Raw genomic sequence first — 21,671 nt, 5'->3', positions numbered from 1 at the left:
ATTTCGTCCCCTCATTTCGCAGTCTCTTGGGATTCTTGACCTGTATTTTCGATGAAATTAAATAACTCTTCTACCGTGTTATTCAAAGTGACCGTTTCACTACCATAAATAGCTATAATTCTAAAAACCGCGTCACGATTACGACGTCCCGTATGAATTTGCTGTTTTGCTAAATCATAAACATAGGGTTCTGTTGCCGCATGTCTGATTTTCAACTCATCTCGTAAGGCTTCCATAACGCATTGTAATGCTTGAAATACACGAGTAATCGCATTTTTTTCAATACTATTGAGTGCAGGTAGCCAGTCTAAAAGATGGCCTCTATCTATAGTAAATAAAGTATACAGTAAATAACGACTGTCATTATTGGCAAAATAACCGTATAAATCGAGACACTCTGTTGTAGAGAGCTGTTCATATAAAAGAATCATTTTCTGACGGAATACTGATAGTTTGTTTTCTTCAGCGATATCATCCTTGACTAAGCGCTGCTGTAAAACCATAACCGCATCAATTAGTCGATTCGGATTAAACCAGAATTTATAGGCTCGCCCCAAATCATGCAATCGCTCCAGGGTAACCTGCTCCTCACTTTCATGAGTATATTTTACTTTTACCTTTTTAATTGCTTCTTGAATGACCGCTTTAAACTCTTCATCAACCTCTATCATGATTCCTTGGGGTAGCTCATCACCATGCAATAAATAATCTACTTCAGGTTTTAGTCCTTGTTGTAGTGCAGTGCTGTATAAATGGTTTTCTAATAGTTCAATATAATGATGTAATAGACCTACGCGGGCGCGCACTGAAACCAATTTTTCCGGATGGATCAATTCTTTAAATAATTTATCTGGGTATAACTTATAGAAAAACATCGCATTGACCAGATTGACCAATTCTGGCGCAGAAAAATAATCCAGAGCGACTTGTAACTGTTGTGGATTCCATTCATGAAATAAAGACGATAGTTCCACGCTTTGAGCATTACTTTCATTCCAAAAATCAACAACTGCGGTCAACCAGGACTGCAGATCCTCTTTTCTAAATATCTTTTTCAATTCCTCAGAATGCTCACTGGCTGTATTGGACAGTAAAGGAGGGGCAGTTAATTGATTAAAATGATAATAAAGGGAGGCAATTTCAGTGATGAGTTGACATTCCTCTTCCAAATGGGTCGTTTTAGATAATTGCTGTTTCAGATGCAGAATTAACTGATATTGTTTTTGCCAATTTAGTAGTTGGTTTGGCATTGGTAATTCAGAGCACACATTTTTTTTACTCTCATCTATCAATTTTAAATAATCAAGATATTTGTGAGCCAAGGCGTGACACAAGGTATTGGCTTCAGCAGGAAAAAATTTGAAGTCACTCTCAACATTCAAATATTTGTTGAGTCGGCTTTCCAATTGTTTCACTTGAAATTTGATTTTCGCCAAAGCTCGATAATCATCAGTGATAAACCAATGTGCTAAATCAGGTTTATTTTGAGTCATCCTTGTCTCCTCAAACATCTCTCTTAATAAATGAAAGCAATACGTCTAATTTAAACATATCATTAAAATAAAAATTTGCGCGGCATTTATTGATCAAAATGACTAAATATTTGAATCCTTTGTAAAAATTGTCCTATAAATAATTAAAAATTATTTGCAACAGAGAGTTAAACTTGTCAAAATTAAGACATTTTTTTAACTATTAGGAGCAAATCGATGTCACAAGGTCATTATTTGCTATTTATTGATGAAACCCCAGTCAATGAAGACCTAAAAGATTATTTTTCAAAATTCAACTTAGATATAATACAACAAAAGACCTTGCACCCCATTCATACCGAAAAAGGAATGCCCGCAGCAATTTTGATTCATTGGTCCATTTTAAAAAAAGAGCCAGAAACAATAAATCAATTTTATAATAACTATCCGGTTCCGCTATTAATCATCAACGATACCCCTGATGAAGATACTTGTATTTCCATGCTTGAATCAGGTGCGGATGATTGCCTGACCACCCCCCTTTATCCGCGCGAATTGCATGCACGAATTAATGCGATTACTCGTCGGGTTATCCGTGCCCAGCAAAAAATAGAGCATGGTAAAGACGTAATGATGTTTACCAACTGGCGATTGTATCCGGCTTCTCGGCAGGTATTCGGGGAGAATAATCAAGAATTACAATTAAGTGCAGGGGAATATGACTTGCTGTTGACCTTTGCTCAACAACCTCAGCGCGTATTAGATAGAGAATTCCTCTTACAAATAACTAAAAACAGTGACTTAAATCCCTTTGACCGAAGAATAGATGTACAAATAAGCCGTTTACGCCAAAAAATAGAACTCGATGCAAAAAAACCTGCTTTAATTAAAACTATTCGTAACGGTGGTTATATGTTTACTGCCCGGGTAGTCACTCTAAAAGAAAGTGATGCCGAATAGGCAACAATAATTGTAACTCATTAAGATAACTCATTATTTACAAATATTTTCCAACCTGATCATTTTATGATAAAATAATCACCTCTATAAATACTAAGTATACGTCGTAAATTACATCGCTATACTCTAATGATGTCTGAATTATGTCTAAAAAATTGTACGTTTATATGGATGATGTATTGTTTACCTCTGATGAGAAAACAGTACTGATTACCAAAGGAGTTACTACCTGTATCGCGTTCATCGTACAAGGGTCATTTTGGGATGAAGAAAACGATAAAATTCACTTTTGTGGTCTATATCATTGGTCAGGTTTTAAAAACGTTAATAGAACCCAGGATCAACAAGCTAAAGATACCCTCCTCAATTTTTTTAAAAAACTCCGAAACTATGCAGGAATAGACGATGAAGATGAAATCACTATAGATGTGCTGTATTTTATCGGCGGAGAAAAAGAACAATGCGATTCCGATGACGAAATCCTTGTCTCAGGTACAGAAGCGGAAGTGAACTCGCTCCAAAAAGCGGTTAAGGGATTTAATTTTGCAGCCCACCAATTTAAAATAGCTCCTGAAAATATACACCATCAGCATTTTTTAACCGAAGGGGAACAAAGCATTTCCATTCAATTGACCCTTGATGCCATCGATTGCAAAATAAAAAGCCCGGCACCAGGTGACGCATTCGATAATGAAGTTACGCCGAATCTGGGCATGCAATAAGTAGACGCAAATATAATATCAGACGTCAACAATGAATACGTTACTCCAAAAGAAACTCTTATAATTTCCCAGTTTTCACTGTTATACTGCTGAATTCAAATAAATTTCTAAACACGGAATGTTATGTGGATAGTTTGGATTGCTCTTTCGCGACCCTACACATTTATCGTATTGGCCCTGATGTTACTCATTATCGGACCGCTTGCGATGATGCGCACCCCCACCGATATTTTCCCAGACATTAATATTCCTGTCGTCAGCGTGGTTTGGAATTATACTGGCTTACCCCCCGATGAAATGGGGAATAGAATTACCAGTGTTTTTGAAAGAGCCGTTACTACTACAGTTAACGATATAGAACATATTGAGTCAGAATCGCTGATTGGCGTGAGCGTTATTAAACTGTTTTTTCAGGCAGGGGTTAATATTGATATCGCATTAAGCCAGGTAACCGCTATAGCTCAAACCATGTTACGCAACTTACCGCCAGGAACCCTTCCCCCCTTAATATTAAGTTATAAAGCATCAACGGTCCCAGTATTACAACTCGTTTTATCCAGCTCAACCATTCCAGAACAAGAGCTAAATGATCTAGGAAACAATTTCATTCGCACTCAGCTGGCTACCGTGCAAGGAGCGGCTTTACCTTACCCTTATGGAGGAAAAACTCGCCAGGTTCAGGTTGATCTGGACCCGCAAGCGATGCAGACTTATGGCGTATCTGCACAGGGAGTGAATGCAGCTATCGGGGCACAAAATCTCATTTTACCAGCAGGAACGCAAAAAATTGGCCAATATGAATACATCGTCAAATTAAATGGCAGTCCGCTCAAGGTCAATGAATTAAATGACATGCCGGTAAAAATAACTCCCGGGCGGGTGCTTTACATTCGAGATGTAGCTCATGTACGAGATGGCTTTGCTCCACAAACCAATATAGTCCGAGTCAATGGACAACGTGCGGTAATGATGTCCATTCAAAAAACAGGAAATGCCTCAACTCTGGATATTGTCAGTCGCATTAAAGCATTAATACCTAAAATCAAAGAAAGCCTTCCCAATGGGCTGCAATTGACGATGTTAGCCGATCAATCAATCTTTGTGACCGCAGCGATTCAAGGGGTTATTGTAGAAGGCGTTATAGCAGCTGCTCTGACGGGTTTAATGATCCTCCTCTTTTTGGGCAGTTGGCGCAGCACTTTAATTATTACCTTATCCATCCCTTTATCTATTATCGCCTCTATTTCTTTGCTTTCAGCTTTAGGACAGACAATTAATATTATGACCTTGGGCGGGCTAGCTCTCGCTGTAGGTATTTTAGTTGATGACGCCACAGTCGCCATTGAAAACATCAATTGGAATTTAGAGCAAGGGAAAGAAGTAGAACAAGCGATTCTGGATGGCGCGAAACAGATTGCCATCCCTGCATTGGTTTCCACTTTATGTATTTGTATTGTATTCGTACCTATGTTTTATTTAGGTGGTGTGGCTCAATTCCTCTTCGTTCCATTGGCAGAGGCGGTAATTTTTGCCATGTTAACTTCATATATTTTATCACGGACTCTGGTAGCAACTTTAGCCAAGTATTTGCTCAAGCCTCATGATTTGACTAAAGAACATCAGCAAAACGGTAATCGTTTTGTTCGCTTTCATAATGCCTTTGAAGAAAAATTTGAAGCCTTTCGCCAAAGATATTTTGCTTTATTAAGCTGGGTATTAAAAAATTCGACCTTGTTTATGTGCAGTTTTCTAGGTTTTGTTATTGCCTCTATTGTGCTGCTCTGGCCGTGGCTTGGCTCTGATTTCTTCCCCAGTGTGGATGCCGGACAAATAAAACTTCATATCCGTGCTCCTACCGGTACGCGAGTTGAAGAAACAGCACGCCTGGTCGATAAGATAGATACTCTAATCCGCCAGGTAATACCCCCAAAGGATCTTGACAATATTGTTGATAATATTGGCTTACCAGTAAGTGGTATTAATTTATCATACAGTAACTCAGCTCCAGTAGGACCGGCTGATGCAGATATCTTAATTTCGCTTAAAGACGGACATCGTCCCAGTCCTGATTACGTAAAAGAATTAAGATCCATTCTGCAGGAGAAATTTCCTGGTGTATCTTTTGCCTTTCTCCCTGCAGACATTGTGAATCAAATTATAAACTTCGGTCTGTCATCCCCCATTGACATCCAGATTATTGGTTTGAAAAATAAAGAGAACATGCTTTATGCGGATAAATTATTACAACGGTTAAAACAGATACCAGGCCTTGTAGATACCCGCATTAGACAAGCCAATAATTATCCTGAGTTCATGGTCGATGTTAATCGCAGCAAAGCAAGTGAGCTGGGATTCACCCAATTTGATATTGCATCAGATTTATTGGTTACTCTTTCCGGAAGTTTTCAAACATCACCTACATTTTGGTTAAGTCCTGAGAATGGAGTTTCCTATCCCATAGTGACTCAAGCCCCCCAATACGTGATGGATTCATTACAGGCCTTACGAAATATTCCTGTTTCTAATATAAATAAACCCGACCAAGCACAAATTTTAGGCGCCTTATCGACCATTAAACGTATCTGGGGTCCAGTGGTAGAGTCGCATTATAACGTACAACCAGTAGTTGATATTTTTGCCGCCGTACAAGACCGAGATCTGGGGGCTGTGGCCAGTGATATAAACAAGGTGATTAATGACACCAAAAAAGAGGTGCCTAAAGGCTCTTCTGTCGTTGTACGAGGTCAAATTCAAACCCAGCACCAGGCTTTCCAAGGTCTTTACTGGGGATTAGTCTTCTCTATATTGCTGGTCTATTTATTAATTGTCATCAATTTCCAATCATGGACTGATCCCTTTATTATCATTACCGCCCTTCCCGCAGCTATAGCAGGGATTGCCTGGATGTTGTTTATTACTTTTACGACATTAAGCGTACCGGCTTTAACAGGGGCAATTATGTGTATGGGGGTTGCAACGGCGAATAGTATCCTAATCATTAGTTTCGCCCGCCAACATCTGGCTGAAACGAATGATCCACTAGCGGCTGCTCTTGAAGCAGGAAAAGCGCGTATACGCCCCGTGTTAATGACTGCATTGGCAATGATTATTGGGATGATGCCTATGGCTCTTGGACTTGGCGATGGAGGCGAACAAAATGCGCCTTTAGGACGTGCCGTGATAGGCGGACTGTCTTTTGCCACCATATCCACCCTCTTATTTGTACCTACAGTATTTTATGTCATTCATCATCGTCGATTAAAAGTAAAGCAAAGGAAGAAAGATGATTAAACGAATTCATTCGCAATTCAAAACCCAACTCGATACTCGATGGATAGCGATTATTTCCTTTGTCTGCCTGATTCTTTTGATCGTAATAGGTTTTCGTATTTATGCAGCCATAGTTTTGCGTCAACAAACTAACGCCAATTTGCTCCCGGTAGTTGCGACAACGATTCCAATTCAGGTAACCGGAACAGAAAAAATTATATTACCAGGCAATGTACAGGCATGGCATGAAGCCCCCATTTATGCGCGCACTAATGGCTATATAAAAAAATGGTATGTTGATATAGGCAGTCATGTTAAAAAAGGTGACCTGCTTGCCGTTATTGAAACCCCGGAGCTGGACGCTCAATATGCACAGGCAAAAGCTGATTTAAATACAGCCATAGCAAACAACAAATTAGCGCAGTCTACAGCCAAGCGTTGGGTAAATTTATTAAAGACCGATTCAGTGTCTAAACAGGAAACGGATGAAAAAGTAAGTTCTGCGGCGGCATTGAACGCCGCGATGATTTCTGCACAGGCTAATGTAGATCGTTTAAAAGAATTAGTCAGTTTCGAGCGCGTCATTGCCCCTTTTGATGGCGTGATTACGTTTCGTAACATTGATATTGGTTCTCTTATTAATGAAGGCAGCAGCACTACAGGGGTTCTTTTATTTCGATTATCGCAAACCAATCCACTGCGGATTTATGTGAATATACCGCAGAATTATACGTCGCGGATTACTGCCAATATGACGGTTAGTTTGACTTTTGCAGAACACCCTGGGCAGGTATTTACAGCCAAACTAGTCAATACAGCCCAAGCAATTGATCCGGCGTCATTTACTTTGCTGGCCCAGTTCAGCGCTGAGAATAAGAAAGGTATATTACTTCCAGGAGGCTACACGGAGGTCTCTTTTAACTTTGCGGTCTTACCCGGAACAGTTCGTTTACCGGTTAATACTCTTATTTTTCAGGCAGCCGGCTTGCAAGTAGCCACCTTGGATAAAGACAATCGGGTAGTGTTGAAATCCATCAAGATAAGCCGTGATTTTGGTTCAGAGGTTGAAATCGAATCCGGAATTAGCCCTGGAGAAAGAATTATCATCAATCCTCCTGACGCCCTGACCAATAGAGAAAAAGTACGAGTTGCTTCATGAGAAAAGTAACTGCAATAGGAATACTGACCTGCGTATTGACCAGTTGCAACCTGGCACCAACCTATCATCAACCTTTCATACCTATTCCTGATCACTTTAAAGAGACAGGGAAATGGGTAGCGGTTAAAGCCATTCCTCCTCAAGGAACACCTGGTCCCTGGTGGCAGATATTTAATGATCCGATATTAAATGAATTAGAAGAAAACGTGGTCCCTGCAAATCAGGATTTAAAAGCAGCATTTGCTCGCTATCAGGAAGCAAGCGCATTAGTACAGGTAGCCCGAGCTGGCTTTTTCCCCACTATCCAGGGACTAGCTAATGCAGACCGGCAAAAAACCTCGGTTACTGTTGCCAATCCGAGCTCGACACCTATTTTTAATAATTATTTAATCGGAGCTGATTTAAGTTATGAGGTAGATGTCTGGGGACGAATTCGTAATGAAGTGGCGCAAAATCAAAATCTTGCTAAAGCAAGTGAAGCCGATCTTGCCGCAGCGACCTTGAGTTTACATGCCACCCTTGCTAGCGACTACTTTGCTCTGAGGGGGGCTGACGAGTCGCAAAGGATACTAGATGAAACAGTTGCAGCTTATCAAAAAGCTCTTTATTTAACCCAGCAGCGCCATAAGGGTGGGGCAGCGCCAATTGCAGATGTCGATGAAGCAGAGACACAATTGGAAAATGCGAAAACATTGGCTGCAGATATGCGGTTACAACGAGCTCAACTGGAACATGCAATTGCAGTGCTCATTGGCAGATTCCCCGCAGACTTCAATCTGCCTCCCGCAAAACTACCCAAGCATTTTATCACCATTGCCCCTGATTTACCGTCTACACTTTTGGAGCGCAGACCTGACATTACGGCTGCAGAATTACGTGTAGAGGCAGCAAATGCGAATATTGGTATTGCTCGAGCTGCTTTTTTCCCTGTCTTTAATCTCTCCAGTATTATTGGTTTTCAAAGCAAAACCTTATCCAATCTTCTTAGCAAGCCCAGCTTATTTTGGTCAATTGGTCCAGTCAGTGCATTAACATTAATCCAGCCAGTAGCAGCTATGACCCTTTTTGATGGAGGTAGATTATTAGGCTTGTTAAGACAGGCAAATGCCAGTTATTTTGAAACGGTAGCCATCTATCGTCAAACCATACTGACCGCCTTTAAAGAGGTAGAAGATTATTTAGTAGCCATAAGGCAACTGGATCAGGAAAATCACAGTCAAACAGCGGCTGTACTTTTTGCAAAAAGAGCATTAATTCAGTCCCAACATCGCTATACAGGGGGGATTATTACGTTCCTTGAGGTGGTGGTCGTCGAAAATGCAGCCTTACAAACGGAACTCTCAGCAGTGAATATTCGTACCCGAAGACACATAGCTACAGTTCAATTAATTAAAGCGCTGGGTGGTGGATGGTTCATGACTCCTGGAATCAAGACCAAATTCCATCAATAGTTTTTAGCTCATCACATAAGCAAAATAAAGATGATGTCTACTTTTTTAAAGTGGTTAATAATAATTAATCTCTCTTAATTACAGCTGTTGGGAAGGAGCATCTGTAGGCTCTTCTTTTTTAGTTAATTTTCCATCTTTACCCAACTCAAAATCTTCCGGCTTTTTAAGATATTCACCCACTTCCTTCCGAGTACCATGAACAAATAATCCTTTGCCATCCGAATAAACACGATGATCTTTTGCAGCGCAATACATATCAAAGGCTCGACCTTTACTACTTTGTTCTTTAAAAAACGATATGGCATCTTCTTGCTTATTAAAAGCAAGCACTACTCCTTGTTCCGTTTGTTCAGGCTCCTTACCTGTTTTTTCTTTATAATCCGCAATAATCGCTTTAATGTCTTTGGCAAATACAGGGTTAACAGCATACTCCGTTTTTTCTTCTTTTTTCTTTTTTAAGAGCTCCGGATGGGAAATTATCTCGTGTCCATGGAGCTCTAAAAGACGCCTATATTCTTCCTCTTGGGCTTCATTGCGTTTTTTATTCTCATGGAGCTCCCTAAATAATTTTATAGATGCTTCTTTTAGTTCCTCTGGCGATGGACTCATTTTTTATCCCTATTTGAGAGCTAACAGTCATTAGAATAAGTTTAGCTCGAACTTGAATGAAGCACAAAAAACTAAGAATACTCCGTTGAGGAAAATTACATGTGGTTGAACAGTCAAACTCAGGTGGGTGCTCTATATAAAAAAATTTACCATTAATTCATAGCAATTGGATGCCGCGAACAAGTCGCGGCACATAGGTGGAAAAGAAGGGTTATCAGCACATTTGGTTTAATTGATTAAAATTGGAGGTGCCAGGAGAACAATCAATTAACCTTTTTTTACAAATTGTGATTTTAATTTCATAGGACCAATTCCTTCAATTTTACAATCAATATCATGGTCACCACCAACGAGTCTGATATTTTTAACCTTAGTCCCTACTTTGACCACTAATGAGGTACCTTTTACTTTTAAATCTTTAATTACGGTAACCGTATCTCCATCCTGAAGCACATTGCCATTAGCGTCTTTAATCACAGTTTCGCTTTCAGTTGCTTGTTCTGCTGTCTCTTGAGTCCATTCATAAGTACATTCTGGACAAATAAAAAGCTGCCCGTCTTTATAAGTATATTCAGAATCGCATTTTGGACAATTGGGTAAAGTGCTCATGAGGTTGTTAATCCTATATTTTTCTTTAAAACATAGATTTTACTCTATTATAGACTTATATCCAATTTATGTGACAGAGCCTTTATTGACAACGGCAACACTCATCTTATGAATCATGGAATACTTGTTGCAGAGGCCTCGTCCGAGGACGGAGGAGCAGCAGCAGGTGCTGGAGTTTCTTCCGGCAAATCAGGACGTCGCCTATGTATTTCTGCTTGTCTTCCTGCTTTTTCTTCCGCAAAAAAGCGATGACGTCGCTTCTCTTTTGATTGCTCATAGGAATGCAGCATCACTGCTGTTTTAAAATTCATTCTGTGTTCAGGAGTTTCAAGGACCGCTTGCTTAACGAGTACGCTTTGTGTCTCTTGAACAGGAACTTTCTGAGTATCGCTAAAACTCCAGAGTACGCCGTTACTATCGGGCGTTGTAATACTACCGGCATAACTGTGAATAAAGATATCTTTGCGCAGTAAATCCATACGGAACTCTTCTGCCATCAGCCTATTCTTGTTTTTGCTTCCACAACAATAAAGATGGATAGCAAAAATTTGATAAAGCACCTCCCCAAAATCCTGGTTAAACCGCTCAGTAACGGTTCTAATACCAATACACTCTGTTTTCATTAAGTCCCTGTTATTACCTACAATTAATGGCAGGCTATCTGAGAATCCATGCGCACAGATATAAACTTCCGAAAGCAATGCTTTTGTAGCATCAAAATCAAAATCATCACCGTGATAAATAATGTGTATAGACTCATTTGAAATTTTGCTTTGCTCATTTTTCCAGCTTTCCATGCCAACAACTAAATCACCGGCTTGAGAGTGGGGAAATGGAACATATAAAATCATTATAAATATTCATAAATCTTCAAATAAACATTGAGACTCATTTTAAATCACATAGATTAAGAGAACATCAATATGAACTCAATTTGTCGCAGGCCATCAATTAATAGTCACTATGGATAATTATCTAGCATCAGCATAGCCCAATGGTATTCCAAACTAACTCTAAGCAGACAAGAATAAATGGCCAGATCAGTAGAGAAGAATTAACGGGGCGATAATTACCAGGGGCTGTTGACAATTGTCCAGCAGCCCCTAATAAATAACAAATCAGTCTACGCAGCCCTAGAAATGTACTTAATAGACGCCCATATAATCTTTTTTGCCGATTTCAATACCTTGATTACGCAAGATGTCATAAGCTGTTGTCACATGGAAGAAAAATTGGGGGAGTCCATAATGTAACAGGTAAGATTGACCATTAAATCTTTTCTCTTTGGGAGTTCCTGGCCGAGTAATAATTTCCTTCTCTTCGCTGCCGTTTATGGCTTCTGGTTTAATGTCGGAGAGAAATTGAAGCGTTTTCTCGATGCGAGCTTGTAATTCATCAAAATTAATTTCATTATCGTCATAAGCAGGAACTTCCAGGCCCGCTAAACGAGCGCTGACTCCTCTGGCAAAATCAGTGGCAATTTGTACCTGACGAATAAAATTGAACATATCAGGAAACAAGCTTGCCTGCAGCAAAGTATCAGGCTCAATTGCTTTGTCCACCACCTGCATTTGTGTTTTACTTAAAATGTCATTTAATGCAGTCAATAATTGTTTAAAAATCGGAACTGAAGCGTTATACATTGAAATCGTCTGGTTCATTTTTTTCCTTTAATCTATTGGGAAATCATTCTGGTATTTAAAATTTTTTCGCACCATCATTAAAACTTAAATTCGGTTTTGTCTCTCATCCGATGCCTTTACTGTACTAAATTTCGGATTAAACCGACAGGGACATTCTTAAATGACGTGATGAGTCACGAAGCTGATCGGCTTTGATATTGTTTTCTCTGCATGATTAAGTTAATAACTATTGTCAGGATAGCAGTAGTCAAGGGCACCGTGATAAAAAGCAACCAGGGAATTGCAAAGCGACTGTTAAGAATGGCTTCAGCCAAATATGAATTAATCAGTATTGCGGTACCTGTAGCCAGTACCCCCGAATAGATGCCTATTAAAAAGGCTTCACTACTTCTTATCCATAATAAGGTCTTACGGCGCATCCCCAAAATCTTCAATATTTTTGTTTCCTGTAATTTAGTACTACTAAAAGACAAAATGGCTAGAGTGACGATAACTAGTCCAATTAATAAAGCAAAAAAACTAATAAAAGTGATGGCATTGCCCGCACTGGTCAATATGGTTCGAATTTTGTTAATCGTATCAGCAACATCAATCACAGTAACATTAGGAAACTGCTTGTTAACCTGGAGTAACACATATTGCTTTTCAGGCGGTAGATAAAAGCTGGTAATCATGGTTTGCGGTAATTCATTCAGGAGACCCGGCTTGAAGAGCATGAAAAAATTGGGCTTAAATGAATTCCAATCAACCTGCCTGAAACTGGAGATCCGGGCATTTATCTCTCGATCACCAATACGGAACAACAAAACATCACCTAATTTTATTGCTAAGGTTTCTGCTAATCCTTTATCTACAGAAACCCAATTTTGAGAAGGGTCCGTCACCACCCAGGTCCCATCTACAATTCGATTGCTATCCGGTAATGTATCTGACCAGGATAAGTTAAGTTCTCTTTGCAATGCGTTAATGTCTTTAGCACGTTCACCATATCGTTGGTTAACTGACTCCTGATTAATAGCTATTAATCGCCCACGGACCATAGGATAAAAATTTGCACTCTTAATCTGATTAACCGCTAATAATTTATTCAATAAAGGAGTCTGCTCCGGTTCGATATTGATGACAAAATAGTTAGCCGTTTGCGCAGGTAACTGTTGCTGCCAATCACTAAGTAGATGATTTTTAAGTAAGGTAAGACTGAGCATGGCGGTTAAGGCAAGACCAATACCTATCACCTGCAAAGCACTCTCATTTAAATTATGAGCAATATTGATAAAACCAAAACGCCAACTCAACGAAATACGGACCTTGGTTTTAATCAGCCCAGCAAATAATAGCCAAAGACCGAAAAGCGCTATTCCTATAAATCCAAGACATCCTAGCAATACGCTTAAAGTGACTTTAAATGAGTCAGTATAAACATAAGCCAAAGCAGTCAATAGTAATAAAGCCATGCCATAGGTCAAAAAAAGAGTGTTCTCCCACATAATCTGATACTGACGAAAAAGAGTAATAGCGCTTACTTTTCGCAATTGCCAAATCGTTCCTACAGAAAAACAGAACAAGAGCAGCATTCCGGTGATGATACTTAGCAATAAAGGCCACAAGGTAAATTGCTGCTCTATTTGGGGTAAGAGACCGCCTAGCCATTTGACTAATACGGGTTGAAATGCATAACCGATAACAGCGCCAAGAATACAGGCAATAATGCCCAATAAGCCGATACTGCTTATATACAGTTGCATCACTTGACGTTGAGAGGCGCCAAAACAACGCAGGAGAGCGACCTGTTTGAGATGACGTAGACAATACCGTAATGAAGCCATACTGATAGCAACCCCGGCCAGGATCATACTTAATACGGTGCTAAAACTCAGATAACTTAATGTACGATCGAGGGTTTCGGTTACGCGTTGATTTCTATTTTGACTGTCCATCCATTGCTGTTTGTCTGCCCCTGTCTTATTGAGAAAATCCTGTATTTCATTCAATTGCTGTTTAGAGCCATTAAGCAACCAGTTGTAACTTAGATTGCTTCCCGGTTGAATGACTTTTGTTTTAACAACATCTTCTAAATTTATAATAATGCGCGGAGAAATGGTAAACCAGTCCCCTGTTTGTCCAGGTTGATCCCGAATCACCCCGGTAATTTTAAAACTGGCAGAACCTATATTAATCGTCTTGCCTATATCTGTTGCCAGTATGGAAAAAAGTCGCGGCTCAAGCCATACCGTTCCGGGAACAGGGGCCTGGTTTATCTCTTTTCCGGACGAGTCATTGAGATTATTGGCTATTTTAAGCCCCCCACGCAAAGGATATGGGGTTGAAATTGCTTTGATTTGGGCAAGCTGCAATTGATTTTGATATTCAACCATGCTGGGAAAAGAAAGGCTAATGGTTTGACTTAAGCCAATAGCTCGTGATTTTTGCAACCATTCAGACTTAATAGGCGATTTGCTGGTAAAAACTGCATCAGCACCGAGCATGTTCCTGGCACTTTGCTCCAATTTATTCTTAACTGTTCCGGTAAAATTATTCATTGCACTGACACAAGCCACTGCAACGATGAGCGCGATAAATAACAGGGTCAACTCACCAGTTCGCCACTCCCGAATAATTGCTTTAATGGGTAAAGGTAGACTTAGCAAACTAATCTCCCATTAACTAAGGGCCAGTGGAGCTGGCAACGTTTGGCCAAACGATTGTCGTGAGTCACAATGACTAAAGTAGTTTGATGTTCTTCATTTAAAGCAAAAAGTAAGTCGGTAATGGTTTTACCCGTATGGGGATCCAGATTACCAGTAGGCTCATCAGCAAATAAGACTGATGGAGAGATGGCAAATCCCCGTGCTATAGCAACACGCTGCTGTTCTCCTCCAGATAATTGCAGGGGAAAATGATTGGCTCGATGATGAAGACCCACTTTATTCAACCAGGAATTGGCAATGGCCAATGAATTCTCCAAATGCAGAATTTCCAGAGGTAGGGTAATATTTTCCAAAGCAGTAAGATTGGGTAATAATTGAAAAGACTGAAAGATAAACCCGATTTGACGTGCTCGGAGCTGGGCTCGCCGGTCTTCATCAAGCAGAGTAATATCCTGATTATTATAAAATATTTTTCCTGCAGAGGGCAGTTCGAAGCCTGCCATCAGGTTGAGCAAAGAAGTTTTTCCAGAACCGGAAGCACCAGTAATGGCAATAGTGACTCCCGCCTTGATTTCAATACTTATGTTTGTCAATATAGATAAAAATTGATCTCCGCTTCTAACGGTATAGCTGACGTTTTCAAGCCTAATTATTTCCTTTTGGATCACCATGAAATCTCTGAATTTATTGGTCATGTTATTGGTGTTAATAATAGCACCTCTGCAAGCAAAAAATATCGTTATCCTAGGCGATAGTTTAAGCGCAGGTTATGGTATTGATGCTCAAAAAGGATGGGTGAATCTGTTAGCAACAAAGCTGCTCAATGAAGGCCGTTTTAATGTCATCAACATCAGTATAAGTGGTGATACAACAAGTAATGGTCTGGCCAAATTAAATCCAGCATTACAAAAATACAAACCTGACGTCATCATTATTGAATTGGGAGCAAACGACGGTTTACGCGGCCTCCCCATCAGTCAAATAAGAAATAATTTCGAAATCATGCTCAAAGAAAGCCAAAAGGCTGGAGCCAAGGTGTTATTACTGGGTATAGACCTTCCCCCTAATTACGGTCCCAAATATCGTGAGCAACTTAAGAACTTGTACGTTGAATTGGCTCATTCCTACAAAACTGCTCTGGTACCCATGTTTCTAGAAGGAGTCGCAGGTCACGATAATCTGATGCAAAAAGACGGTTTACATCCTAATGAACAGGCGCAACAGAAAATTCTTGATAATGTCTGGCCCATTCTGAAAGAAATACTTGGGACTGGAAATTAGGTTAGCGGACCTCATTCTATTTCGACCCAAGTCTATATAACAACTCATGAAACTCATTAGTGGTACATTGAATATTTAAGCGAGTGAAGTTTTCAGATGTTCCATATTCAGGACCGTAAGTTGCCATAATTTTATATTTATCCAAAAGGTACTGCTTCGCATTTATTGGTGTTTTAATCCATATAGTAGGACAATCATAATTTAAAAGCTCGATCCCCGTCTTTGGAATTATTTTACGTACGAGACTCCAGCGTCTACTAAATTGTTCAGTAACCCAATCAGCATATTCCCTCGCCAAATTATTTTCAATTAAGTAACGTAGTGCGGTCAAACAACGGATTTTTCTTTGATGGAGCCATCATATAACTTCCAATAGCATATTTACATTTTATTTAATTCCATTCTAAATTTTCGTCCATTTTTAATTATAGGCTATAGCCCGGTACAATTAGAAATTTGAAACGCAAAAAGTTTAAGGAACATTTTGAGTTCTATTTTAACTAATTTCCTTGACTACTATCTTATTTTTTCCATGATTCTTCGCTTGATAAAGTGCTTGATCTACAATAGTGATGACTTGGTGCAAATCGAACTTCTCTTCCCAGGGAAGATGAACAATTCCCATGCTTAAGGTAATTTTATTAAGTATTTCATGCTGGTTAAAAATGGCACTATCATAGGACAAGAGATTTTTATGAAAATTTTTTTTAATCAATTTACAACTGGCTAAAGTGTCCTTCACCGAATTATTAATAAAAATAATGGCAAACTCATCCCCGCCTAGACGAAACACGATCTCAGCGGCACGCCGCAATGATTTTTTTAATACATCAGCAAGATTAATTAATAAAATATCCCCATGAGGATGGCCAAAACTATCATTAATCATTTTAAAATTATCGATATCGATAAGCACCAGATTGAGCGGATATTTATTGCGTTTTGCCCTATAAAACTCACTATTTAAAACCTCTTCAAAATGACGTCTATTGTATACGCCAGTTAAAGAATCAGTTAGAGACATAGTGGTCAATTGAGAAATTAATGATTCTTTCTCCTGGGACAATTTCAATGTAGTGGTCAACAACCGATTATTTAATTGCGCTGAAACAATCACCATGACCAGAAATAGCAGAAACATCGTTGCTAATATGGCTCTGTCAAAATTCATTAACGAATAGTTGTGCCAAATTACCGGTATAAACATGGGTAATATATAAGCGTAATAGGCCGGTAAATAAATAGACAAAGAGGCAATTGAACCTGCACACATACCACCCAACACAAGAATTATAATAAACTCATGTAATTCATTTAAATAAGGCAATATCATTAGATAACAAGAACCCCAGGCCATACCCATGATTAAAGTTAGGATAAGAAAAATAAATAAACCCTGATGTATATTCTTCTCAAAGAGTCTTTTCTTCAGGCACAAAAAACAAAAGCACCATCTCAATGCACTAATCAGAAAAATACCTAAAAACCAGAGGCCAATTAAAATTTGAGGCATTCGATGGTAAATCAGATCGCCGGCCAATAAAGAAGCCAAAACTATATTAAAGGGGATGGCCCTAGCGGATCCCTGATAAAGCAATAAAACCGCTTCTTTATAAATTTTTGACGAGTAGATACCCATTTCATTCCATGAAAAAACTCCTTCTGTATATAAATTATACACTTTATTTGTAAGACTATTTAAAAATGGCTCAAGGGTATGACTATTTAAAAAAAGCAGATCCCTTTGTGTTCTTCAATGACATCAAAAAGACTCTCGGTTATTTCTTCCCCATTCACCCAATAAAAAAACAGTTAACTTTACAATTAAGAAACATTTCCTTAACAATTCCTTAACATTCGTTTGCGATAATGCCTGCAATTTAAAAGGTCAACCGACTAAATGAAGGAGGTGCATCCGGAAATTGATAACAGGATTGGCAATGCAGTCCCACCTGCCGCCCAATTCCCCCAAATAAATTGGTTCATGTAAGAGTTACACACACGTTAGTTAATAATTTAATTACCTGAGGAGTCACGAATCATGGCGTTATCAGAAATCATTATTAATGATTTAGTTCTATATCATACTAATGCGGCCATTAGCGAATCAAATTATCATACCCTTCGTCAATATCTCCTGGAAAGAAAACCTTTATTAACCGTAACCAATAGCATCAACTCCCTACTCTCGGAACACTGCGACGCCGATCAAAAGGCAATGAGGAACTCCCTTGTTCAAATAGCCTGTGAGGCCCAAGGAAAAAGTGATCGTCATGAAGCAATAAGGGACGAGCAAGAAAAAAATAATGATGACTCGCTGAAATCAAGTTATAAAACAGAGCTGCCCATATTAGAAAGCAGGATGAGTCAACTTGAAATGAAGTGTTTTCATCAACAAAACATCTGTTCTCAACTTCGTAGTCAATTAAATGAGCATACAATTAATCTGCAACAGGTGAACGAGGCAATTGATCGGCTCCACAGAGACCGTCAATTGGTTCATTACCGTTACGCCTATACTCTACCAAGTAACGTGCATTATCATTATCCTGATCTGCATCCCCCTGTTTATCCAACTCCTACGGTTGTGTATTCTCTGCAGGATCAGTTGATTTTGGATAGACTTCTTAGTGAAGAAAATAGACTGCTCATGGAGCGTCAAAGACTGACTTATCTTGTTGATTCAAAAGATACTGAAAGCACTAAAGAAGAAAGAAATTTAACTAGATTTCTTAAAGAAAAAAAACGCACTGAGGAACGCTACAGCGAAATTAAACAGCAAATTGATATTGAGCTCCCTAATAAAGAACAGCAACGCCGGGTTCGAGAGCAAGAGCGTATGGGCAGAGAACAGGCCAGAACAAGCCTTGATCCCAACCTTCAGCAACTGTCTCATAAAAATCGTGAAGCCCTGCAGCAACAAATTGCCACCCAAAACCATGAACTTGAAAACAAGCGTAACCAATTGATGGATAAAGCGATGGAAACGAGTTATCTCGTTTATATCACCCAGCTTGAACAAGCCCTTCAGCAAACAAATGGGCTCCAACTCTCATTCAATGAGCATGAAGCATTGAAGAGGATATTAGGGCTTATGAAAAATTTCATCGCGATGGGAGAAAGAGAGCAAGGCATTATTCACTCATTACATGAGGAACAAAACAATTTACGCAAGCTTCGAAAAAACCTGTTTGATAGTAATACGCAATTACAACACTACATTGCCTCGGAACCTCTGCTGGTACAAGAAAATAAACAGCTTACAGAAGAAAATAGCTCGCTTACTCTTACCAAAGATGCAGCTGGTAATCATAGAACCAACGCTCTATATGCCTCTCTTTTTGGAACCGCCAGTGGTCTATTAAGTGCAGGTCTAATCAATACCTTAGTGATTAGCCCAGTGTTTTTTGCTGTTCCGGGCGCGTTTGCTCTGCTTACCGTTATTTCACTGACGGTTGCCCTGGTCTATCATTTAAAAAAATCCGCTGCTGAAGATAAAATTGACCAAAATACCCAAACCATCCATGAAAATGAAAGCACTATACTGAATCAATTAGAACAGGCTAATGATTTGAGTTTAACCACCATTCCTAAGCTCAATACTCAAATAGGTGAAGCTGAAAAAAGCATTGCTACCATTGAAAAACAATTAAAAGATCAACAACGTGCGATGAATCAACTATTGAGTAAAGCAGAAAATATAACCAGCACCTATGCCAGCAGCAATACTTTCTTTAGTAGTGAAGGAATGGTTGCTTATCCCATACCTTCGGCTCCTGAATATGATACTGAAGCCCTGCTTAATTATGGAAGTGGCAACGTATATGCTCAAACGCCTATCTATTAACTCGTTCTAGTCTACTGAATAAGCTTTATCCACTGTATATTAGCCCGCGACCGGCGGGCTAATATAATACGACCACGGCCATTAAGTTAAAAAAACGTCATCTCGAGCATAGCGAGAGATCTCCTGAATATTAAGGAGATTCTTCGTTGCAAGCTCCTCTGGATGACGAAAACTCCTTAACTTAATGGCAGTGAATAAGACGACTCCCCCTTAATCGATATAACTTGTGTTTCGTCGTTACAACAAAAAATGGCCAGAAGGGTTATTCATTACATGAATATCCTAAGCACTCCAATCCTTTTTCCAAATAATAAGCAATAGTGGGCTTGGAAAATAAATAACCAGTTAAATTGGGAGCTAAATTATTACGGGCCTCCTTATGTGCATTACTCCAATCATTTTCACCGAAATCCCCTCTACCAAGATACATCAAACAAAGGAGATCAACTTTCTGATCCGGATCCAGGCTTTCTATTATTTGACTGACCTCAAGGTAACTCAAATCGTCCGGATGATCGGCCAAAACCTGCTCCGTATCATATTCATATTCTGCATTTGGTGTTTCTTCATCAAAAGTAACCCCTTCTTTTGCCTGAAATTCCTTTGCTTTGGCAATAATAAAACAGACTGTTTGGGGATTAATATTTAAAATATCCGTATTTAACATAGTGTTCTCCTGTCTTAAACTTGATGCTCATACTCTATAACATTTTTATTTTTACAAAAACCAGCTTTACCTTCAGCTTAACAGAAATTTAAAAGCCAACTGCCTGCCCATCTTTTCGTGGATCTGATGCAGCCCAATACCCCTCTTCTAGGCAGTAAATCGCCTGGCCGCCCCCATAGATAACCGTGGGACTTGATACAAACTCATGACCACGCGCCCTGTAATTCATTAATTACTTCCGATTTAATATCACCCTCCACACTAATTTTATTTTCCGGAGAAATGTACCACCGTGGGGCATCCTATAGGCATTATCTTCTTTATACCAACTCCATGTTGCCGTATAAATACATATAATTGTAGCTCATACCAAACTTAAGCATTGCTCTTTTGTTTTCTTTATCCGATACCCTCTAATTCGTTCATGGCCGAATCATCAAGCTCCAAAAGTGCAGCTCGGATATTTTCTTCCAGATGTTTGACGCTGGATGTTCCAGGAATAGGCAATAGAACCGGAGATTTTTTTAGCAACCAGGCAAGCGCTATTTGAGCCGGTTGAGCATGAACTTTATTCGCCAAACGAGTTAATATGCCCCCCTGACGGGTTAGATTCCCTGTTGCCAGTGGATACCATGGGATAAAGGCAATGTGTTCTTGCGTGCAATATTCCAACACAGACTCTGCGCTTCGCTCCATTAAGTTATATTTATTTTGCACCGAAACGATGGGAGTCATCTTTCGTACCGCCTCAATCTGCTTCACACTGACCTCTGATAAACCAATATGGCGTATCTTTCCTTCTTGTTGTAAGTCAATTAACACGCCGATCTGCTCCTCTAATGGAATTTGTGAATCGATGCGATGTAATTGATACAGATCAATTCGCTCTAGCTTTAGACGTTTAAGACTCCCTTCACAAGCAGCTCGCAGATGTTTAGGATCACCATTTATAATCCACTGCTCTGGACCTGGCCTGACCAATCCTCCTTTGGTAGCGATAACCAAATTCTGAGGATAGGGATATAAAGCCTCTGCAATAAGTTTTTCTGATATTTCAGGTCCATAATAATCAGCCGTATCAATAAGCGTTATTCCCAGATCCAAGGCACGATGGAGAACTGAAATGACCTCCTGATGATTTGCCGGCTCCCCCCAAACACCTCGTCCTGTAAGACGCATTGCCCCAAAACCTAAGCGATGAACAACAAGATCGCCACCAATGTTGAAAGTTCCACTGTGAATAGCCGGTTTTGCAGAGTTTTGCGTGACGGTCATGCCTACTCCCTAAGATAAGTTAATTTTAAATTCAATCCGGCATCCCCCCTTGATACGA

At 39.5% G+C, this 21,671-nt stretch carries 19 protein-coding genes; 7 read left to right on the top strand and 12 right to left on the bottom strand.

Going from position 1 to position 21,671, the window contains the following annotated elements; all coding sequences use genetic code 11:
- Positions 1-11: 11 nt before the first annotated feature.
- Positions 12-1,493 (bottom strand): hypothetical protein, encoded by a 1,482-nt coding sequence (locus LOX96_RS07345; RefSeq protein WP_250420953.1) that lies wholly within the window; start codon positions 1,491-1,493, stop codon positions 12-14.
- A 216-nt stretch (positions 1,494-1,709) separates the two neighbouring features.
- Here LOX96_RS07345 and LOX96_RS07340 point away from each other — a divergent pair, with 216 nt between their 5' ends.
- The 5 genes from LOX96_RS07340 (at position 1,710) to LOX96_RS07320 (ending at position 9,034) form a co-directional block, all read left to right on the top strand.
- Positions 1,710-2,432, top strand: a complete 723-nt coding sequence (locus LOX96_RS07340; protein WP_250420952.1) for a winged helix-turn-helix domain-containing protein — start codon at positions 1,710-1,712, stop codon at positions 2,430-2,432.
- Between the two features lie 143 nt (positions 2,433-2,575).
- Positions 2,576-3,154 carry a hypothetical protein gene (locus LOX96_RS07335; RefSeq protein WP_250420951.1) on the top strand — a complete coding sequence of 193 codons (579 nt, stop codon included), beginning with the start codon at positions 2,576-2,578 and terminating at the stop codon, positions 3,152-3,154.
- A 123-nt stretch (positions 3,155-3,277) separates the two neighbouring features.
- Positions 3,278-6,445 (top strand): efflux RND transporter permease subunit, encoded by a 3,168-nt coding sequence (locus LOX96_RS07330; protein WP_250420950.1) that lies wholly within the window; start codon positions 3,278-3,280, stop codon positions 6,443-6,445.
- The gene (locus LOX96_RS07325) at positions 6,438-7,583 is read left to right on the top strand and encodes an efflux RND transporter periplasmic adaptor subunit (RefSeq protein ID WP_250420949.1); all 1,146 of its coding nucleotides are present in this window, start codon (positions 6,438-6,440) and stop codon (positions 7,581-7,583) included. Before LOX96_RS07330 ends, LOX96_RS07325 begins: the two co-directional genes overlap by 8 nt.
- The gene (locus tag LOX96_RS07320) at positions 7,580-9,034 is read left to right on the top strand and encodes an efflux transporter outer membrane subunit (protein ID WP_250420948.1); all 1,455 of its coding nucleotides are present in this window, start codon (positions 7,580-7,582) and stop codon (positions 9,032-9,034) included. Before LOX96_RS07325 ends, LOX96_RS07320 begins: the two co-directional genes overlap by 4 nt.
- A gap of 78 nt (positions 9,035-9,112) precedes the next feature.
- Here the strand turns inward: LOX96_RS07320 and LOX96_RS07315 are convergent, their stop codons facing one another.
- The 6 genes from LOX96_RS07315 to LOX96_RS07290 all read right to left on the bottom strand — a co-directional run bounded on the left by LOX96_RS07315 (position 9,113) and on the right by LOX96_RS07290 (position 15,214).
- On the bottom strand, positions 9,113-9,643 hold the full coding sequence (locus tag LOX96_RS07315; RefSeq protein WP_250420947.1) for a hypothetical protein: 531 nt from the start codon (positions 9,641-9,643) through the stop codon (positions 9,113-9,115).
- 267 nt (positions 9,644-9,910) lie between these two features.
- Complete coding sequence (locus LOX96_RS07310; protein WP_250420946.1) at positions 9,911-10,252, bottom strand: zinc ribbon domain-containing protein YjdM; 342 nt, start codon at positions 10,250-10,252, stop codon at positions 9,911-9,913.
- A gap of 113 nt (positions 10,253-10,365) precedes the next feature.
- Positions 10,366-11,103 carry a hypothetical protein gene (locus LOX96_RS07305; protein WP_250420945.1) on the bottom strand — a complete coding sequence of 246 codons (738 nt, stop codon included), beginning with the start codon at positions 11,101-11,103 and terminating at the stop codon, positions 10,366-10,368.
- Positions 11,104-11,397: 294 nt separating this feature from the next.
- Positions 11,398-11,913, bottom strand: coding sequence for a DUF1993 domain-containing protein (locus LOX96_RS07300; RefSeq protein ID WP_250420944.1), 516 nt, complete (start codon positions 11,911-11,913; stop codon positions 11,398-11,400).
- 155 nt (positions 11,914-12,068) lie between these two features.
- Positions 12,069-14,543: an ABC transporter permease gene (locus LOX96_RS07295; protein ID WP_250420943.1), complete on the bottom strand. Its 2,475-nt coding sequence runs from the start codon at positions 14,541-14,543 to the stop codon at positions 12,069-12,071.
- The gene (locus LOX96_RS07290; protein WP_250420942.1) at positions 14,537-15,214 is read right to left on the bottom strand and encodes an ABC transporter ATP-binding protein; all 678 of its coding nucleotides are present in this window, start codon (positions 15,212-15,214) and stop codon (positions 14,537-14,539) included. Before LOX96_RS07290 ends, LOX96_RS07295 begins: the two co-directional genes overlap by 7 nt.
- Here LOX96_RS07290 and LOX96_RS07285 point away from each other — a divergent pair.
- Positions 15,213-15,824 carry an arylesterase gene (locus tag LOX96_RS07285; protein WP_250420941.1) on the top strand — a complete coding sequence of 204 codons (612 nt, stop codon included), beginning with the start codon at positions 15,213-15,215 and terminating at the stop codon, positions 15,822-15,824. The genes LOX96_RS07290 and LOX96_RS07285 overlap by 2 nt on opposite strands.
- 16 nt (positions 15,825-15,840) lie before the next feature.
- Here LOX96_RS07285 and LOX96_RS07280 read toward each other — a convergent pair whose 3' ends face one another.
- Together LOX96_RS07280 and LOX96_RS07275 are read right to left on the bottom strand one after the other, a co-directional pair.
- Positions 15,841-16,155: a hypothetical protein gene (locus LOX96_RS07280; protein ID WP_250420940.1), complete on the bottom strand. Its 315-nt coding sequence runs from the start codon at positions 16,153-16,155 to the stop codon at positions 15,841-15,843.
- 165 nt (positions 16,156-16,320) lie between these two features.
- Complete coding sequence (locus LOX96_RS07275) at positions 16,321-17,463, bottom strand: GGDEF domain-containing protein (RefSeq protein ID WP_284498331.1); 1,143 nt, start codon at positions 17,461-17,463, stop codon at positions 16,321-16,323.
- Positions 17,464-17,865: 402 nt separating this feature from the next.
- Between LOX96_RS07275 and LOX96_RS07270 the strand changes: the two genes are divergently transcribed.
- On the top strand, positions 17,866-19,671 hold the full coding sequence (locus tag LOX96_RS07270) for a type IV secretion protein Dot (RefSeq protein WP_250420939.1): 1,806 nt from the start codon (positions 17,866-17,868) through the stop codon (positions 19,669-19,671).
- 262 nt (positions 19,672-19,933) lie between these two features.
- Here LOX96_RS07270 and LOX96_RS07265 read toward each other — a convergent pair whose 3' ends face one another.
- From LOX96_RS07265 to LOX96_RS07255, 3 genes are all read right to left on the bottom strand, one after another.
- A complete protein-coding gene (locus LOX96_RS07265) occupies positions 19,934-20,338 on the bottom strand; it encodes a DUF3775 domain-containing protein (RefSeq protein ID WP_250420938.1) in 405 nt (134 codons plus the stop codon).
- An 88-nt stretch (positions 20,339-20,426) separates the two neighbouring features.
- A complete protein-coding gene (locus tag LOX96_RS07260; protein ID WP_250420937.1) occupies positions 20,427-20,567 on the bottom strand; it encodes a hypothetical protein in 141 nt (46 codons plus the stop codon).
- Positions 20,568-20,737: 170 nt separating this feature from the next.
- A complete protein-coding gene (locus LOX96_RS07255; protein ID WP_250420936.1) occupies positions 20,738-21,613 on the bottom strand; it encodes an aldo/keto reductase in 876 nt (291 codons plus the stop codon).
- Positions 21,614-21,671: the final 58 nt, after the last annotated feature.

It is taken from the genome of Legionella maioricensis (assembly GCF_023618015.1).
In the GTDB taxonomy this organism is placed as follows: domain Bacteria; phylum Pseudomonadota; class Gammaproteobacteria; order Legionellales; family Legionellaceae; genus Legionella; species Legionella maioricensis.
This window is presented reverse-complemented; position numbering and strand designations above follow the sequence as displayed.

Excerpts from the sequence above, each read along its gene's own strand:
- LOX96_RS07345 (WP_250420953.1), bottom strand. The coding sequence starts at position 1,493 with ATGACTCAAAATAAACCTGATTTAGCACATTGGTTTATCACTGATGAT.
- LOX96_RS07340 (WP_250420952.1), top strand. The coding sequence starts at position 1,710 with ATGTCACAAGGTCATTATTTGCTATTTATTGATGAAACCCCAGTCAAT.
- LOX96_RS07335 (WP_250420951.1), top strand. The coding sequence starts at position 2,576 with ATGTCTAAAAAATTGTACGTTTATATGGATGATGTATTGTTTACCTCT.
- LOX96_RS07330 (WP_250420950.1), top strand. The coding sequence starts at position 3,278 with ATGTGGATAGTTTGGATTGCTCTTTCGCGACCCTACACATTTATCGTA.
- LOX96_RS07325 (WP_250420949.1), top strand. The coding sequence starts at position 6,438 with ATGATTAAACGAATTCATTCGCAATTCAAAACCCAACTCGATACTCGA.
- LOX96_RS07320 (WP_250420948.1), top strand. The coding sequence starts at position 7,580 with ATGAGAAAAGTAACTGCAATAGGAATACTGACCTGCGTATTGACCAGT.
- LOX96_RS07315 (WP_250420947.1), bottom strand. The coding sequence starts at position 9,643 with ATGAGTCCATCGCCAGAGGAACTAAAAGAAGCATCTATAAAATTATTT.
- LOX96_RS07310 (WP_250420946.1), bottom strand. The coding sequence starts at position 10,252 with ATGAGCACTTTACCCAATTGTCCAAAATGCGATTCTGAATATACTTAT.
- LOX96_RS07305 (WP_250420945.1), bottom strand. The coding sequence starts at position 11,103 with ATGATTTTATATGTTCCATTTCCCCACTCTCAAGCCGGTGATTTAGTT.
- LOX96_RS07300 (WP_250420944.1), bottom strand. The coding sequence starts at position 11,913 with ATGAACCAGACGATTTCAATGTATAACGCTTCAGTTCCGATTTTTAAA.
- LOX96_RS07285 (WP_250420941.1), top strand. The coding sequence starts at position 15,213 with ATGAAATCTCTGAATTTATTGGTCATGTTATTGGTGTTAATAATAGCA.
- LOX96_RS07290 (WP_250420942.1), bottom strand. The coding sequence starts at position 15,214 with ATGGTGATCCAAAAGGAAATAATTAGGCTTGAAAACGTCAGCTATACC.
- LOX96_RS07275 (WP_284498331.1), bottom strand. The coding sequence starts at position 17,463 with ATGGGTATCTACTCGTCAAAAATTTATAAAGAAGCGGTTTTATTGCTT.
- LOX96_RS07270 (WP_250420939.1), top strand. The coding sequence starts at position 17,866 with ATGGCGTTATCAGAAATCATTATTAATGATTTAGTTCTATATCATACT.
- LOX96_RS07265 (WP_250420938.1), bottom strand. The coding sequence starts at position 20,338 with ATGTTAAATACGGATATTTTAAATATTAATCCCCAAACAGTCTGTTTT.
- LOX96_RS07260 (WP_250420937.1), bottom strand. The coding sequence starts at position 20,567 with ATGAATTACAGGGCGCGTGGTCATGAGTTTGTATCAAGTCCCACGGTT.
- LOX96_RS07255 (WP_250420936.1), bottom strand. The coding sequence starts at position 21,613 with ATGACCGTCACGCAAAACTCTGCAAAACCGGCTATTCACAGTGGAACT.